The organism is Flavivirga aquatica, from assembly GCF_001747085.1.
Lineage (GTDB): Bacteria > Bacteroidota > Bacteroidia > Flavobacteriales > Flavobacteriaceae > Algibacter_C > Algibacter_C aquatica.
On record NZ_MDJD01000028.1, the window covers coordinates 1 to 14,986 of the forward strand.

General features: G+C 31.4%; 13 protein-coding genes, 1 pseudogene and 1 riboswitch. Of the genes and pseudogenes, 2 read left to right on the forward strand and 12 right to left on the reverse strand.

From position 1 onward, the window contains the following. A pseudogene (locus tag A8C32_RS20260) lies at positions 1–103 on the forward strand (IS1595 family transposase); the annotation flags it as partial. Positions 104–243: 140 nt separating this feature from the next. Here A8C32_RS20260 and A8C32_RS05180 read toward each other — a convergent pair. The 12 genes from A8C32_RS05180 to A8C32_RS05235 form a co-directional block, all read right to left on the reverse strand. Further along, positions 244–780 carry an acyl-CoA thioesterase gene (locus A8C32_RS05180; RefSeq protein WP_069829383.1) on the reverse strand — a complete coding sequence of 179 codons (537 nt, stop codon included), beginning with the start codon at positions 778–780 and terminating at the stop codon, positions 244–246. A 12-nt stretch (positions 781–792) separates the two neighbouring features. Next, the gene (locus tag A8C32_RS05185) at positions 793–2,181 is read right to left on the reverse strand and encodes a DNA recombination protein RmuC (RefSeq protein ID WP_069829384.1); all 1,389 of its coding nucleotides are present in this window, start codon (positions 2,179–2,181) and stop codon (positions 793–795) included. A gap of 74 nt (positions 2,182–2,255) precedes the next feature. Then, positions 2,256–2,915, reverse strand: coding sequence for an SCO family protein (locus A8C32_RS05190; RefSeq protein ID WP_069829385.1), 660 nt, complete (start codon positions 2,913–2,915; stop codon positions 2,256–2,258). Between the two features lie 38 nt (positions 2,916–2,953). After that, complete coding sequence (locus A8C32_RS05195) at positions 2,954–4,684, reverse strand: tetratricopeptide repeat protein (RefSeq protein ID WP_069829386.1); 1,731 nt, start codon at positions 4,682–4,684, stop codon at positions 2,954–2,956. 28 nt (positions 4,685–4,712) lie between these two features. After that, the gene (locus A8C32_RS05200) at positions 4,713–6,407 is read right to left on the reverse strand and encodes a tetratricopeptide repeat protein (protein ID WP_069829387.1); all 1,695 of its coding nucleotides are present in this window, start codon (positions 6,405–6,407) and stop codon (positions 4,713–4,715) included. Between the two features lie 290 nt (positions 6,408–6,697). After that, positions 6,698–7,495, reverse strand: coding sequence for an ABC transporter ATP-binding protein (locus tag A8C32_RS05205; protein WP_069829388.1), 798 nt, complete (start codon positions 7,493–7,495; stop codon positions 6,698–6,700). Positions 7,496–7,576: 81 nt separating this feature from the next. Next, entirely contained in the window at positions 7,577–8,605 is a 1,029-nt protein-coding gene (locus A8C32_RS05210) for a FecCD family ABC transporter permease (protein ID WP_069829389.1), read from the reverse strand. Further along, the gene (locus tag A8C32_RS05215) at positions 8,606–9,745 is read right to left on the reverse strand and encodes an ABC transporter substrate-binding protein (RefSeq protein WP_069829390.1); all 1,140 of its coding nucleotides are present in this window, start codon (positions 9,743–9,745) and stop codon (positions 8,606–8,608) included. Between the two features lie 113 nt (positions 9,746–9,858). Next, entirely contained in the window at positions 9,859–10,425 is a 567-nt protein-coding gene (gene cobC / locus A8C32_RS05220; protein ID WP_069829391.1) for an alpha-ribazole phosphatase, read from the reverse strand. Then, positions 10,410–11,171 carry an adenosylcobinamide-GDP ribazoletransferase gene (locus tag A8C32_RS05225; RefSeq protein ID WP_069829392.1) on the reverse strand — a complete coding sequence of 254 codons (762 nt, stop codon included), beginning with the start codon at positions 11,169–11,171 and terminating at the stop codon, positions 10,410–10,412. The genes cobC and A8C32_RS05225 overlap by 16 nt, the downstream gene beginning before the upstream one ends. 2 nt (positions 11,172–11,173) lie before the next feature. Beyond that, positions 11,174–12,205: a nicotinate-nucleotide--dimethylbenzimidazole phosphoribosyltransferase gene (gene cobT, locus A8C32_RS05230; protein WP_069829393.1), complete on the reverse strand. Its 1,032-nt coding sequence runs from the start codon at positions 12,203–12,205 to the stop codon at positions 11,174–11,176. 2 nt (positions 12,206–12,207) lie between these two features. Beyond that, positions 12,208–12,711: a bifunctional adenosylcobinamide kinase/adenosylcobinamide-phosphate guanylyltransferase gene (locus A8C32_RS05235; RefSeq protein ID WP_069829394.1), complete on the reverse strand. Its 504-nt coding sequence runs from the start codon at positions 12,709–12,711 to the stop codon at positions 12,208–12,210. 87 nt (positions 12,712–12,798) lie between these two features. Further along, positions 12,799–13,081: riboswitch (cobalamin riboswitch) on the forward strand. Between the two features lie 33 nt (positions 13,082–13,114). Here A8C32_RS05235 and A8C32_RS05240 point away from each other — a divergent pair. After that, the gene (locus A8C32_RS05240) at positions 13,115–14,983 is read left to right on the forward strand and encodes a TonB-dependent receptor plug domain-containing protein (RefSeq protein WP_069829395.1); all 1,869 of its coding nucleotides are present in this window, start codon (positions 13,115–13,117) and stop codon (positions 14,981–14,983) included. The last annotated feature ends 3 nt before the right edge of the window (positions 14,984–14,986 follow it).

Here is a 14,986-nt window from a genome sequence, read left to right on the forward strand (position 1 = left end):
CCTACAACTCTACCTAAACGAATTTGTTTACAAACTCAATCGAAGATATTTTGAGGAAAAACTATTCGATAGACTAGTAATAGCTGGAATTACTGGATTATGAGTAAAAACGGATATTCAAAATTATTTTTCAATAAAAAACAGGATGAATAAATAATGTTTTAGTTTAAATGACTCACTAGGTGAGGCGTTATTTACATTATTTTTACCCTGTTTTTTTAATACTATTTATCGAACAATTATCTAAAGCTCAATTTTAGCATTTTGAGTTTTAAGAAGTTCTAGGTGCTCTTCAATTTTAAATTCTGAAGCTTTAAAATTGTTAGATCTATTTTTTGCTTGCTCTTGTCTTTTAATACTTCTGGCATAACGCCTAACACTTTGTTCGGAGTCTAATATAATGCCAGGAACAGGCACATTTTTTCCGTTTTTGTCTTTAGCAACCATAGTAAAATAAGATGAATTACAATGCTTCATTTTACCTGTTTGAATATTTTCCGATTCCACACGAACTCCAATAACCATGGAAGTTCTTCCAGTATAGTTTACAGACGCTTTTAAAGTTACTAATTCACCCACATCTATAGGATTTAAAAAATCTACTTTATTTACAGAGGCAGTTACACAGTAATTCCTAGAATGTTTGGAAGCGCAAGCAAAAGCAATTTGATCCATTAAATTAAGAATATAACCCCCATGAATTTTGCCACTAAAATTAGAGTGAGAAGGTAGCATAAGTTCTGTTATAGTTATTTGTGATTCTTTAGCGTGTTTAAACATATGTTTTTTTATTTATTCGTTTTCTTCTTGTGCGCGTTTTATTATAGATTCAGGAAGAGTTTTTTTTGCTTTGGCACCCATTTTTTTAAGTTTTTCAACACTTGTAATAAGGTTTCCTCTACCATCAACAAGCTTATTCATAGCCATAGAATAATCTTTTTTTGCAGCATCAATCTTCTTACCAACCCCAGTTAAATCGGTTACTAAGCCTTCAAATTTATCATATAGCGCGCCTGCTTGTCTTGCAATTTCAATAGCATTTTGTTGTTGTTTCTCGTTATTCCACATACTGTCAATAGTACGTAGTGTAGCCAGTAGGGTAGACGGTGTAACAATAACAATGTTTTTTTCGAATGCCTTATTGTATATAGCATTATCTTCATTAACAACTATGGCAAAAGCAGGTTCAATTGGGATAAACATTAACACAAAATCAGGAGATTCAATATCATATAAATCTTGGTAGTTCTTATCAGATAATTGATCTACGTGTCTTTTAATAGAGTTTACGTGTGCTTTTAAAAAGGGTACTCTATCTTCCTCATTAGCATTTACCAAACGTTCGTAATCTGTTAAAGATACTTTACTATCTATAATCATTTTTTTACCATCAGGAAGATTTAATACAACATCTGGTAATACACGAGAGCCATCTTCTCTTGTAAAATTTTGTTGCACAAAATATTCTCTATCTTTCTCTAATCCAGATTTTTCTAAAACACGTTCTAGTACCAATTCTCCCCAGTTTCCTTGCATTTTACTATCGCCTTTTAAAGCTCTGGTAAGATTGGTGGCTTCTTTTGTCATTTGCTGGTTTAAGTCCTTTAAACCTAAAAGTTGCTCTTTTAAAGCACAATGCATACTAATACTTTCTTTTTGAGAGTCTTCAACTTTTTTCTCAAAGCCTTGTATTTTTTCTTGCAGAGGGTTTAAAATGTTTTTGATATTTTCTTTATTCTGAAGTGTGAATTTTTCAGACTTTTCTTCTAAAATTTTAGTCGCTAAAAGTTCAAAATCTTTACGTAATTGCTCTTGGCGTTCTTCTAATTCGGCATCACGTTTTAAGTTTAGCTGTTGTAGGTTTTCATATTCTGAATTTTTCCTAGCTAATTCTGTATTTGAAAAATCTTTTTCACGACGAATTTCTTCACGTTCTATTTCTATTTTAGAAATAGTTTTATTCAAATTATTTAATTGCGCATTGAAGTTTTCATTCAATTGTTGTTTTTCTATTTCATTAGATGATTTAAGGTCATTTAATTGCTGTTGAAGGTTTGTATTACGTTCTTCAAGCGTACTTTTTTCACTTTTACTTTTAAGTTTAGTGAAAAGAATGCCTAAATAGCCTCCAATTACTGCGGAAACTAATATAGATAGCATAAGAATGAGGTTGTCGTTCATTGCAGAAAAAGAAATTATAATCAAAGATAATTTTTTTTAACAGAAGAATATAAAGACCGATAAGAAGAAACCAACTAGTTTGTTAATTTTGTTATATCTCTAATTATACGATCAATTTCTTGGGTTTTTGTACCATCGTAGATACCTCTAATTTGTTTTTCTTTATCAACTAAAATAAAGTGGGGTGTATGTATAAAGTCTTGAAGTCCGCCATCTCCATCTTCTGTTACTGCAAAATAACTTTTTCTAGCTAGATTATATATATGTTGCTTATTTCCAGTAGTAATATGCCATTTCGAATCAATAACGCCTTTTTTTGTAGCATAATCGCGAAGTACAGAAACGCTATCAATTCCAGGTGTTACAGATAGCGATAGTAGCATAACATCGTTATTGTTTAAAAAATGCGTTTGAATTTTAACCATATTACTTGTCATTATGGGGCAAATACTAGGGCACCGTGTAAAAAAGAAATCGGCAACATAAATTTTATTTTTATAATCATTTTGGGTAATGGTTTTACCATTCTGATTGATTAATGTGAAATCTGAAATAATGTGATTTTCAGTTTTGTTTTGAAGGGTTTTATCAACTAATTCGGGGTTAAAACTAGAAGGGTTGTATATTGGTAATGCTTCATCATTGGTAAAGGATAAAAAATAGGAGAGGCAAATAATAAAGATTACACCAAAGATTATAAAGGTAACCGTTTGTTTATATTCTTTTATAGACATGTTTATTACTGTTTGAGAGATTTATTTACATTAAGAGACTAGAGAATGGAGCTATCTATTTTAATATCTGCATCTTTCCAAGCCATATCAAATTCGTTCTTAATAGCTTTTGCTTCTTGCTCTTTGCCTTGTGCTTTAAGGCTTTTATATAAGCCTATTAAGGACCATCCATTTTGTCTGAGAACTTCTAGATCTTCTTTGTATATTTTTTCGGCAGCTTCATGTTTTTTTGCTTTTAACAGTACAGCTCCTAAGTTTTGTCTCGTTGGAATATGCCAAGCAGATGGCTCGGTATAAATTAACCCATCTTCTATAATAACTGCTTTTTCAAAGTGATTTATAGCCGAATCAAGATCTCCTTTAGCGGAAGCTAGTTCACCAGCAACAACTTCGTATGCTAATTTGGCTATGGTTGTTTCTGTATCAAAACCAGTAGCTATTAATGTTTCTAATTCTGGGTCGCTAATAAGTACTTCAATGGCTTCAAGTTCTTCTTTAGCTTCTTTTAAATTATTTTTTCTAATAAAGGCGATACCTCTAGCATAATGCCATATGAGTTTTAAATGTTTTATGTCCTTGTTTGGAGTAGGCATGGTTAAAATATCATTCCATTTTCCAAATCGTGTATATGCTAATAATGGAGTTGCAGCAAAGTTTTGTAAAAAATGAAGTGTTTTCATTTCTCCAACTGGTACTTTTTCTGCTGTTTTTTTTGCGGCGTCAATAGCAACTTCGCTAGTACCTAGAAGGCTAGAGGCAGACCAAAGAAAATGAATATTATGAGGGTAATATCCTAAAGGGTACATACCTTGCGAGAAGCATTGCGAAATATAATCTTCATCGGCTAGAATTGCTTTTTGGTTAGCAATTACAGCATCTTTATATCTGCCAACTCTTATGTATATATGGGAAGGCATATGTACAATATGTCCAGCAGCAGGCATTAAGCTTCCTAGTTTTTCGGCACTAGGAACTGCTAAGTCTGGTTTTGGTAATTCTACCATATGAATATAGTAATGATGTGCTCCTGGATGGTTAGGGTTTATTTTTATAGCTTTTTCAAGAGCTACCTTTGCTTCTATAATATTTGGAGATGGATTACCTGCTTTATCCCAATAATTCCATGGAACGGTATTCATTACTGATGCTGCATAAAGGGTTTGAATATCGGGATCATTTGGATACATAGTTGCAACATTTGTCATAGCCTTCATATATGCTATATTTAAATCTTCAACATTTGTTTCTAAATCTTTTGAGTATCTATGCGTTAGAGCTTTAATTAAAGCTTGTTCTTTTGGAGAAGCTTTTGTTATTAAAGCTGATGCTTTTGCTATAGCTTCGTTGTATTTGTTTTTACGCTCTTCGTCTGGTAAAGGGTCATTTATATTAGGACCTAGTACATAAGCTTGCCCCCAAAAAGCCATAGCAGCATTAGGGTCAAGTCTTGAGGCTTCCATATAAGATCGATGTGCTTCGGCATGATTAAAGGCATAAGTAAATCTTAACCCTTGATTGAAAAACTGTTGAGCTTTATCGTTATCTGTTGTAATGGTGTAGCTATGATTACCTAGGTTTTCGAATAAAGGGGAGATTTGTTGGGTTGTATCTACATTTTTTAATAAAAAATTTGCAGGTGTACATTTAACGAAATTCATCGCTAATTTAGCTGTAGATCTTATTGGTTTTTCAAAAGAGGGGCTTAATATGAAATAAGCAGTAATAAATAGTATGACACTGCTTAAAATGAGAGTTTTTTTTGATTTCATGACAAAACAATTAAGGGTTAATATAAAATCAGGTTACTTGATTAAGAAACGCTTTGGCTTCTTTAATTTCTGGTCTATCACTGTTTGAATCTTTAGAGATTTCGATAAGTTGATTAAAATATAAAAGGGTTTTTTCTAAGTTGTTAGTTTTTTGTGCTGCTAATGCAGCTCCATAAATGCCATTAAATCTATTAGGACGTACTTTTAAGTTTTCTTCATAAGCGGCTAATGCTTCTTCGGGTTTGTTTAATTCTAAGAGCATGTCACCTAATAATTCTATAGCAGGAAGAACGTCTCCTGGTGTAATAGGATGTTTACTTGTTGTTTTTTCTATTTCTACGGCTTCTTTCATTAACGAAAGAGCTTTAGTATCATTGTTTTTTCTTAAATCCAACCAAGCTTGAGAGGTTTTAATTTGAATTTCAACTTGTTTTATTTGAATGGATTTTGTGTGATCGTTTTGATCTATTAGTTTTTTGTGTAATTTTTTTAAAACCTCAATACTTTGTTTTGCGGTATTAAAATCCTCTGTATTTGCAGATCCCAATGCAACAGCGAAGTGATGTATGGCTTCTTGCCAAGGAAATTGTTCCCACTTTAAATTAATTTCTTGTAATTTCATGCTAGCTGCTCGTTTCCAGTTTTTGTTTTCGAGAGCAAGTCTTGAGGGAACTGCTACTATGGGATAAATTGATGCCGAAATCGTCATAGGATGAAATTCTTTCCGGTTTTTAATGAAGTTATATTGTTGTTCTGCACTGGTATTATCTCCTTTTTGCAGATAGGCATATACTAAATAATCGATACCATGTAATTCTTCAAAATAAGATCCTGTTAAAGCGGCGGCTTCTGCATAACATCTAGCGCTTTCGGTTGATAGTAAATTAGCGTCTATAGATTCTTCCCAGATTCCTAACCTTGTAAAAATATGAGAAGGCATATGCTGCGCATGGGCAGAAGAAGGGGCTATTCTTGCATAGCGCCTTGCAGTCTCTAGAGCTTTATGAGCTAATACTGGGTTGTCGTAATTATGTATAATATAATGTGCTATTCCAGGATGATTGGGATTAGAAACAAAGAGATATTCCAGGATTTCTCCAGCTTTTCTTTCGTTTACATAATCTTTTCCAACTCTATCTCTTGTAGAGTATAATGCCAAGGCATAAAAAATGGCAGCCTCTATGTCATCTGGATATTTTAAATACATAGCCTCCATTTTTGTTTCAAATCTTTTGGCTCTTGTTTTATGATCTATATTTTCCCAATCTGTATAAAAAACATCAATAGCATTTATATAGTCCTTTTGTTTATCATCCATAGCTAGTTTTTTAGCTATACTTAATACTTTTGAGCCTTTAATTAAATCTTTTTTAGAAGGCGGAAACCAAGCGGCATGATAAATGCTCATAGCAACGCCCCAATATGCCATGGGACAATTAGGGTCGGAATCAATAACCTTTACAAATGCTTTTTCGGCTTCGTTGTATTGAAAGGAGTGCAATAATGCTATGGCTAAATCGAAAGTAGCTCTGGTTTCATAATTGCACGAGAGTGAGAATTTTAATTCCCCAAATTGACCATCTCCACATAATAATAGCTCCCCTCTTAAAAGGTTAATTGTAGTTAGTTCAGGGTTAGGTTTTTGAGTTTTTTTTATACAAGCTAGTGCAAGTATTAAGAGTAAAGCACAGGCTAGTATGCTGATTTTTTTTGGTGATTTCATCTTTAATAATTTGGTTAGTCGTTAAGCCCGCATTATGTATTGGAAATCTATTCCATCTTGAAATTATTTCAAATACAGATGTTTCATTATGTTTTTTTAATTTCACTATAGTAGTTCTATTTTAAAATTAATAAACAGTATGTATTGCATTTTCAAACTTCATTATGAAGTTTCAATGTATAATAAGGGTTAAATGGTGAAATGAGGTTTGGGATATAGAGGTAAAGAAGTTAACCAGTTGATTAATAACTATGTGAATATAGTGAATTTTGAAAAGAAAAGAAAGGTGTTTATTCTTTTTTTACTTTAAAGCTAGCTGTTTTTTCATTAAAAATAATTAAATCTTTAGGGAATAAGGTTGCGAAGGTACCTTTCGAAATTAGGTTGGTTGAGGTATCTGAAACAACATGTCCATTACTCATAACAATGAGTTTATCACAAAGTTGTATTGCTAAATCTATTTCATGAGAAGAAAATAGAATGGTTTTATTGGTTTCTTTAGCTAGTTTTTGCAGCAGTTTTAAGATGTATGCTTTGTGATACATGTCTAGATGGGTGGTGGGTTCATCTAGAATAATTAAATCTGTGTCTTGAGCTAATGCACGAGATATCATGACTTTTTGTAACTGTCCATCGCTTAATTCAAAACACTTTTTATGTTTTAAATCTTTAATATTAGTTAAGTTTAAAGCTTCATTGACGATGGTTGTATCATTTTTAGATAAGTTACCAATCCAATTAGTATAAGGTTGCCTACCTAAGGCTACTAATTCTAAAACCGATAAATTTTTAGAGGAAATTTGTTCGGTTAAAACTAAACTTAAAACTTTAGCTAAATCTATAGCGTTGTATTTTAAAAGGTCTTTATCATTAATAAAAACATGTCCCTGCAAAGCCTTTTGTACTTTGGTAAGTGTTTTTAAAAGAGTAGATTTTCCAACACCATTGGCGCCTATTAATCCAACAAGTTCTCCTTTTTTTAATTCAATATTAATATTAGAAGCAATAATGGTTTCTTCTTTTTTTGAAGTATAACCAATTGATAAGTTTTTGGTTTTTAATATGGTATGTGATTTATTTGTTTTCATAAACTCCAATAGGAAACTTCAAAATTAAAAATGTTTATTAAGTGATACGTTTTCTGTTTTCGAGTTTCCATTTTCTAACTTTTAAAACATCATTTTTCGCTTTCTAATTAATAACCAAATAACAACAGGAGCTCCAATTAATGATGTAATTGCATTTATAGGTAGCGTATAGTCGCTTGTTGGTAATTGAGCAATACTATCGCAAATAAGCATGACTATTGCACCAAATAAAAACACTGCTGGTAATAATGTTTTATGGTTTGAAGTATTGAAAACTTGACGTGTTATATGTGGAATTGCTAAGCCTATAAATGCTATAGGCCCTGTAAATGCTGTTATAGTTCCTGCTAATAAACTTGTAGATGTTATTATAAGTAATCGACTATGTTTTATATTAAGACCTAAACTTTTTGCATAGTTTTCTCCAAGTAATAATGTGTTTAAGGTTTTTATAGTGCCTAAGCTTAATAGAATACCTAGTGAATAGAGTGCAAAAAGAATAAGTAGTTCGTTCCACGATAAATTTCCTAAACTACCAAAGCCCCAGAAAAAGTATTGTTGTAATTCTTCGGCAGAACTAAAATAAGAGAGTACATTCACTACAGCGGCAGATATACTACCAAACATAAGACCTATAATAAGGATGGCCATAGAGTCTCTAACTTTTGTAGATACAATTAAAACAGTAAGTAATACTAAAAAACTACCTAATGTTGCAGCAATAACAATGCTCCATTTAGAAGCTAAAACCCCAACCATAACACCACCCAAAAGGGATGCTCCCATGGTGACTATTGCAACGCCTAAACTAGCACCAGAAGTTATACCTAGTACAAATGGTCCTGCAAGTGGGTTTCTAAATAAGGTTTGCATCATAAGTCCAGAAATGCCTAAGCCAGAGCCTACAATAATTGCTGTAAAAGCTTTAGGTAACCTATAATCGATTATAATGTACTGCCAAGATAGATTTTTAGCAGAACCAAACAAAACGTTAATAATTTCTTTGTTTGGAATGGATATAGAGCCTAGACTTATGTTTAAAAAAAAGCATAAGATTAGTAAAACACTTAGTGTTATAAAAGAGATGGTATGTTTATTGGCTTTTTGCAATTATTCTAAACGTTTAAAAAAGAAGCTTTCATAATCTGTCAATAATCCAGGGTGCGCAATATTTATAATGTCTTTTAAAATAATATCTGGACGCACTGGCCCTAATTCGTAATATAATAAGCCGCCTTTGGGACCTACTTTATTGGTATAGGTGTATATTTTATTATTTTTAAAGGCATCAAAATAAGAGTATCCTTTATGTTGTTCTATAAGGTGTGCTTTGCTTTTAAATGATCCTGCTCCAATCCATAATTCTGCTTTTTGTCCTTTGCTAAGTACATTTTCAAAATTTAAATGAAGGCTTCCATTATCTTTATTATCTTTCCAAAGATAATTGGTATTGGCATCTTCTAAATATTTGGCAAAATAACTATGTCCTCCAGGAATATTCCAAACATCTTTAAACATAGATCCAGAAAATACTATAGGTTTTTCTTTAGCCTTTAAAGCTGTTGCTTTTACTTTTAAGTAATTAGATTCTATAGTGTTAAAAATACTATCTGCTTCTTTATCTTTATTGAAAAAGGCAGCAATAAATTTTATCCATTCCGAACGGCCAAGTGGATGCTCTTCTGTCCAAGACCCATTAAGGACAACAGGAATACCAAGTTTTTCTACTTGATCTAATTTTTTATTATTTCCATTAATAGAAAAACCAATAACTAATTGAGGTTGTAAATCAAGGAGAAGCTCTATGTTAAGTTCAAGATCATTATTAAGGTCTTTAATTTCTCCTTTATCAATGCGGGTTCTTGTTTTTGGAGAGGAAATAAATTTGGTATTAGGGAAACCTACTAATTTATTTTCTATTCCTAAATATTCTAAAGCAGGAATATTTGTAGTAGACATAACTACAATTTTTTCTATAGGCGTTTTTATAATAACATCTTTATCATTATGCTTAGGGATGTCTTGTTCTTTTTCTACTATAATGTAACGGTAAGTTTCTTCACTTTTAGGCCAAGGAGATGTTACTAGAATTTCTTTATATGTTTTATAGTGAGTTATTTTAAAACCTTTGGCATATTTAATATTTACTTTTTTAGCATTACTAGGAGGTAAGGTTCTGCTAATGCCTTTATCTTCTTTACAAGAAGTAAGAAGGAATAAACTAATAAAGAATAGAATTATAAAACGCATGTAGTAAAATTGAAGTTCAAAGGTCTTTATTTTTTTTGTAATACTGTATATGTTAGGTGGTTTAAAATGTTTTTTAAAACAAAATAACTCGCAGGTTTACTTAAAGGTGTTTTTTATATATTTATTTCTGTTATAAGTTTTAGTACTTTATTTTCTTTTTTTAGTTGAAATATATCGCCATAATTTATTTTTATATTGAACGATACTTTTAACGGAATACCTAAAAGTGCAGAAAGATAAGCTCTCATTGGACCAGCATGTGTTACAATAATTAAATCTTTTGTTGATTCTGAAGCGAGAATGTCTTCAAAAAAAGCATGAACTCTAGAAGCTAATTGTGTGTAAGATTCACCGTTAGGTACAGGTTCATTTACAAAATCTGTCATCCAAGGTTTCATGTCTTCTTCAGAAATAGCATTCCATGCTTTTAGTTCCCAATCTCCAAAATCTAATTCTTTTAATCGATTATCATAATTAACAGTATCACTAAATTGTTTAGCGAGTAGTGCACAACGTTTTAAAGGGCTTGAAAAGACTTTATAATTTTTATTCTCTGGAATTTTTGTTTTAATAGTTTTGAACTCTTCGGTGTAAGTGTTTGCTAAATCTAAATCGCTCTGTCCGTAGCAAATACCTTTTTCTATATGAGGTGTAGTGTGTCTAATTAAATAAATTTCCATAATGCTATAACACTTAAATAAAAGACAACCTCGCATAATTGTTGAACGGCACCTGCACAGTCTCCTGTTTGACCGCCTAACCATTTTTTAAACTTTGCACCTAAGTACATTTTTGCTAAATAGGTTGGGATTAAAGTTAAAAAGATAAAAGGGGTTTTAAAAAAGAATAAGGGGGCTATACCAAAAATAGCACTAAAACTGATATTGCTTAGCGTAATACTTTTTGCTGCTGGTTTTGCTTTACTATCATCGGTGTCTCTTACATAAGGATGTGTGTAAATTAAAGTGGTTGCTATAAAGCGACTTAGGCTATGCCCTGCAATTAGGGTTAATGGGATGAGGTGTAGAGGAATTTCTCTTAGCGCAGAAAATTTTAAGGCAAGAATTAAAAGTAACCCTACGGCACCATAGGTACCTAAACGAGAATCTTTCATGATAAGGAGAATTTTTTCTTTGGTCCATCCGCCACCTAGTCCGTCGCAAACATCTGCAAAACCATCTTCATGAAAAGCTCCAGTAATATAAATTGTAGATACCATACTAAGGAGTATACTTATTTCTGTTGAAAAAACAAAAGAAGTGCCATAATAAACAAGAGCAGCTGTAGCTCCAATAATAATGCCTACTAAAGAAAAGTATTTAGTGCTTTTCTTTAGGTATTCGGGATTATGGTCTACCCATTTTGGACAAGGAATCCTTGTAAAAAACATGATTGCCGTAAAGAATATTTGAGCTTCTTTTTTCATATTTAATCATTTTCACCACTAACTCCAGCGCTTTCAAAGCTAGCCATATCATTTAAAAAATTAACAGAAGCTCTCAATAAAGGTATTGCTAACGCAGCTCCTGTACCTTCTCCTAATCGTAAACCTAAGGATAATAATGGTTTTACATTAAGGAATTCAAGCATTTTAATGTGTCCTTGCTCATTAGAGTTATGGGCAAATACACAATAGTCTAAAACGTTTGTATTTATAGCTTCTGCTGCTAATAATGCTGCTGTTACTATAAAACCATCAATTACCACAGTCATTTTTAATTCTGCTGCTTTTAAAATAGCGCCGCAAAGCATTACAATTTCAAACCCTCCAAAGGTCGCTAGAGCTTCTTGAGGTGTTTTTGGATTATATTTATTAAAAACTTTAGAAAGTATTTGCGCTTTTTTATTGATGCCATCTGCATATAAACCTGTGCCAGAACCTATACAATCTATAATTGGGGTTTTTATAAAATGTCCCATAAGTAATGATGCCGAAGAGGTATTACTAATTCCCATTTCTCCAAAACCTATAGTATTACAGCCTTTAGAATGAATTTTAGAAATAATATCTCCTGCTTTTTTTATAGCATCGTTATATTGCTCTAAAGTCATGGCTGGTTCATCTTGGTAATTTTTTGTGCCAAAGGCTACTTTCTTATTTATAATATTAAGGCTTTTAGGAAATTTATGGTTTACACCAGCATCAACAATTTTTAATGCTACATCATTTGTTTTACTAAAAACATTAATGGCTGCTCCACCGTTTACAAAATTGTATACCATTTGAGACGTTACTTCTTGAGGAAAAGGGTTTACTTCCTCTTTTGTAGCAATGCCATGATCACCTGCGAAAACAACAATAGTGGGATTGTCTATTTTGGGAGTTTCACTGTTTTGAATACAACCTATTTTAAGAGCTAAATCTTCTAACATACCTAGAGCTCCTAAAGGTTTGGTTTTTAAATTGATTTTTTGCTGAAGCGCTTTTTCTAGTGTTTTATTTTTTATAGGGTGTATCATAATTATTTTAAAGTTAAAGGAATTCCAGAAACCATCATAGTAGCTTTGTCTGCGTGCTTTGCAATGTGTTGATTCATCCAACCTTGCAATTCTGTAAATTTTCTACCAATTTCGGTTTGAGCATGTACGCCCATACCAATTTCGTTAGAGATTATAATAATAGTAGCATCAATATCTAACAATTTATTGAATTCAATTTTAGCTAATTCTAAACTTTTATCGGTATCATTTTTAGTGTCTACATAAAAATTGGTAAGCCATAATGTTACGCAGTCTATTATTACGACATCTTTAGGTTTTACTACCGAGGCTAATATTTTTTCTTCTTCTATAGAAGTCCAACGTTCATCTCTATCTGCTATATGTCTATCAATACGTTTTCTATGGTCGTTATCCCATACCCGAGATGTTGCTAAATATTTAGGTGAATTAGATAATGATAATGCTAGGTCTTGCGCATAGCTACTTTTCCCAGAACGTTCACCACCAGTTATATAATAAATCATAAATGAAATTGTATATTAATATCGCAAAGATTATCCTTTTTTAAAGAATAACACAGTAAAATGGTTTCGATTCTAAAAATAGGTAGTACATTTGCAGCGAATTTTGGTTTCGTTCAATTTTAATTGTTCGGATTAAAAGGGAATCAAGTGCATTGACTTACGATTTATTTCATTTAAAAATAATCGTAACTCTTTAATTCTTGAGCTGTTCCCGCAACTGTAAGTTTATGCTTAACATATTTATTTGTAAATATTTAATGTAAGTACTCTATAGAGGAGGTGTTATTAACTTCAAAACCACTGGTAAATTACTGGGAAGGTGAAATAACATAAAACAAGCCAGGAGACCTGCCAATATTCATCATATAAAAATGACTTTCGGGTAAAAAGTCTTTAAGAACTTATGAAAAAAGCATTATTCATAGCAATAACTTGTGTTAGTTGTTTTAATGGCTTTACTCAAAATGATTTAATAAATCGTTTAGAGAAAGTTATAATTCGATCTGATAGAAAGTTAAGACAACATTCTGTAGGGTATAAAGTATCTACTTTAAAGGATTCTGTTTTGCATAAAAACACGGAATCGTTTACATTGTTATTGCGTTATAATTCTCCCATTTATTTTAAAGAATATGGCGCTGGGGGGACTAGTACTGCAAGTTTTAGAGGAACAAGTGCATCTAATACAGCTGTAATTTGGAATGGTGTAAATGTTAACTCTATAAATAATGGACAAACAGGTTTTAATTCGTTAACCGTTAGTTTGTTTGATGCTATTGATGTTAGAAGTGGTGGCGGAAGTATAGAATATGGTTCTGGAGCTATTGGAGGTACAATTCATTTAAACGATAACTTAAAATTTACTAGTAAAAGACAAACAGAGAATTTAATAGTAGTATCGGTAGGTAGTTTTAATACTTATAATTCATTATATAAATTTAGATTATCAGATTCTAAAAAGACGGTTAAGATTGGTCTGTCTTATAACCAATCGGAAAACGATTATAAATTTTTAGATACAGATTTTAAAAATACTAACGGTGCTTATGAGAATTTAGGGGTTAATATAAGTTTAGCTTTTTTTATTAATAGGTATTCAAAGTTAAAGTTTTATAGTGCTAATTATTTTGCCGAACGATTTTTATCTGGAGAATTACCAAATCCATTGGCTGCTAACGATAAATATAAAGATTTTAACCATAGAAATTTATTAGTTTATAACTTAAAAAAATCAAGATTGCAGCATGAATTAAAATTAGGATATTTAGCAGAAGAGTATCAGTATTTTGAAGATAAAGCTATAAGTACATTCAATTTTGGTAAATCAAAACGTTATTTGGCTAATTATAATTTAGGATATAGTTTTTTAGATAAGAAAGGTGAATTAGCGTCATATACGGAATATGAGTCTATTCTTGGAAAAACAGACCAGATTTTAGAGAAACGTAGAACACAATTTTCGCAATCTATAATTTATAATCAAAAAATAGGACATGCTATTTCATTTGAAACAAAAATTAGAAAAGATTTTAATTCAGATTATAAAGTACCATTTACTTATGCTTTAGGCATAAAAGTAAAAACTTCTAATTGTATATCTATTAGAGCTAATGGATCTAGAAATTATAGAGTGCCTACATACAATGATTTATATTGGCCAGGACAAGGAAACCTTGATTTAATACCAGAAACATCTTTGCAGGGAGAATTAGGAGTGATCTATAACAATAATCAATTTAAAATAGATTTAGGTGCTTTTTATATTGCAGTTAAAGATAAGATTGTGTGGATCCCTAATGGTGATTCTGCTAGAGCTGGAGTTTGGGTGCCGATAAACCTATCTAGAGCTAATAATAAAGGTTTGGAATTAGCTTTTTCATATAAAGAGAAAGTTAATAAACACATATTTAGTGCTAATCTTAATTATAGCTACACTATTGCTGAAAATGAAGTTACAAATAAACAAGCCATATTTGTACCTGAGCATCTATTGAATGGTAATGTAACTTATAATTATAGGCAGCTAAGTTTTTTTTATCAACATCTATTTAATGGTAAAGTCTATACTACAGAAAGTAATTCTAAGGATTTTGTTGTTCCTAGTTTTTTTGTGTCTAATGTTGGAGTAGACTATAAATTATTTAAGAACACCAAAACTCAATTTAATATAGGACTAAAGGTTAACAATGTGTTTAATGAAAACTATGTTGTAATACCAAGACGACCAATGCCTAATAGAAACTTTAACTTAAATATAAACTATAAATTCTAAATA

Coding starts and splice junctions, on each gene's coding strand:
- A8C32_RS05205 (WP_069829388.1), bottom strand. CDS start 7,495: ATGAAAACAAATAAATCACATACCATATTAAAAACCAAAAACTTATCA.
- A8C32_RS05240 (WP_069829395.1), top strand. CDS start 13,115: ATGAAAAAAGCATTATTCATAGCAATAACTTGTGTTAGTTGTTTTAAT.
- A8C32_RS05200 (WP_069829387.1), bottom strand. CDS start 6,407: ATGAAATCACCAAAAAAAATCAGCATACTAGCCTGTGCTTTACTCTTA.
- cobT (WP_069829393.1), bottom strand. CDS start 12,205: ATGATACACCCTATAAAAAATAAAACACTAGAAAAAGCGCTTCAGCAA.
- A8C32_RS05215 (WP_069829390.1), bottom strand. CDS start 9,745: ATGCGTTTTATAATTCTATTCTTTATTAGTTTATTCCTTCTTACTTCT.
- A8C32_RS05235 (WP_069829394.1), bottom strand. CDS start 12,711: ATGATTTATTATATAACTGGTGGTGAACGTTCTGGGAAAAGTAGCTAT.
- A8C32_RS05195 (WP_069829386.1), bottom strand. CDS start 4,684: ATGAAATCAAAAAAAACTCTCATTTTAAGCAGTGTCATACTATTTATT.
- A8C32_RS05225 (WP_069829392.1), bottom strand. CDS start 11,171: ATGAAAAAAGAAGCTCAAATATTCTTTACGGCAATCATGTTTTTTACA.
- A8C32_RS05190 (WP_069829385.1), bottom strand. CDS start 2,915: ATGTCTATAAAAGAATATAAACAAACGGTTACCTTTATAATCTTTGGT.
- A8C32_RS05185 (WP_069829384.1), bottom strand. CDS start 2,181: ATGAACGACAACCTCATTCTTATGCTATCTATATTAGTTTCCGCAGTA.
- cobC (WP_069829391.1), bottom strand. CDS start 10,425: ATGGAAATTTATTTAATTAGACACACTACACCTCATATAGAAAAAGGT.
- A8C32_RS05180 (WP_069829383.1), bottom strand. CDS start 780: ATGTTTAAACACGCTAAAGAATCACAAATAACTATAACAGAACTTATG.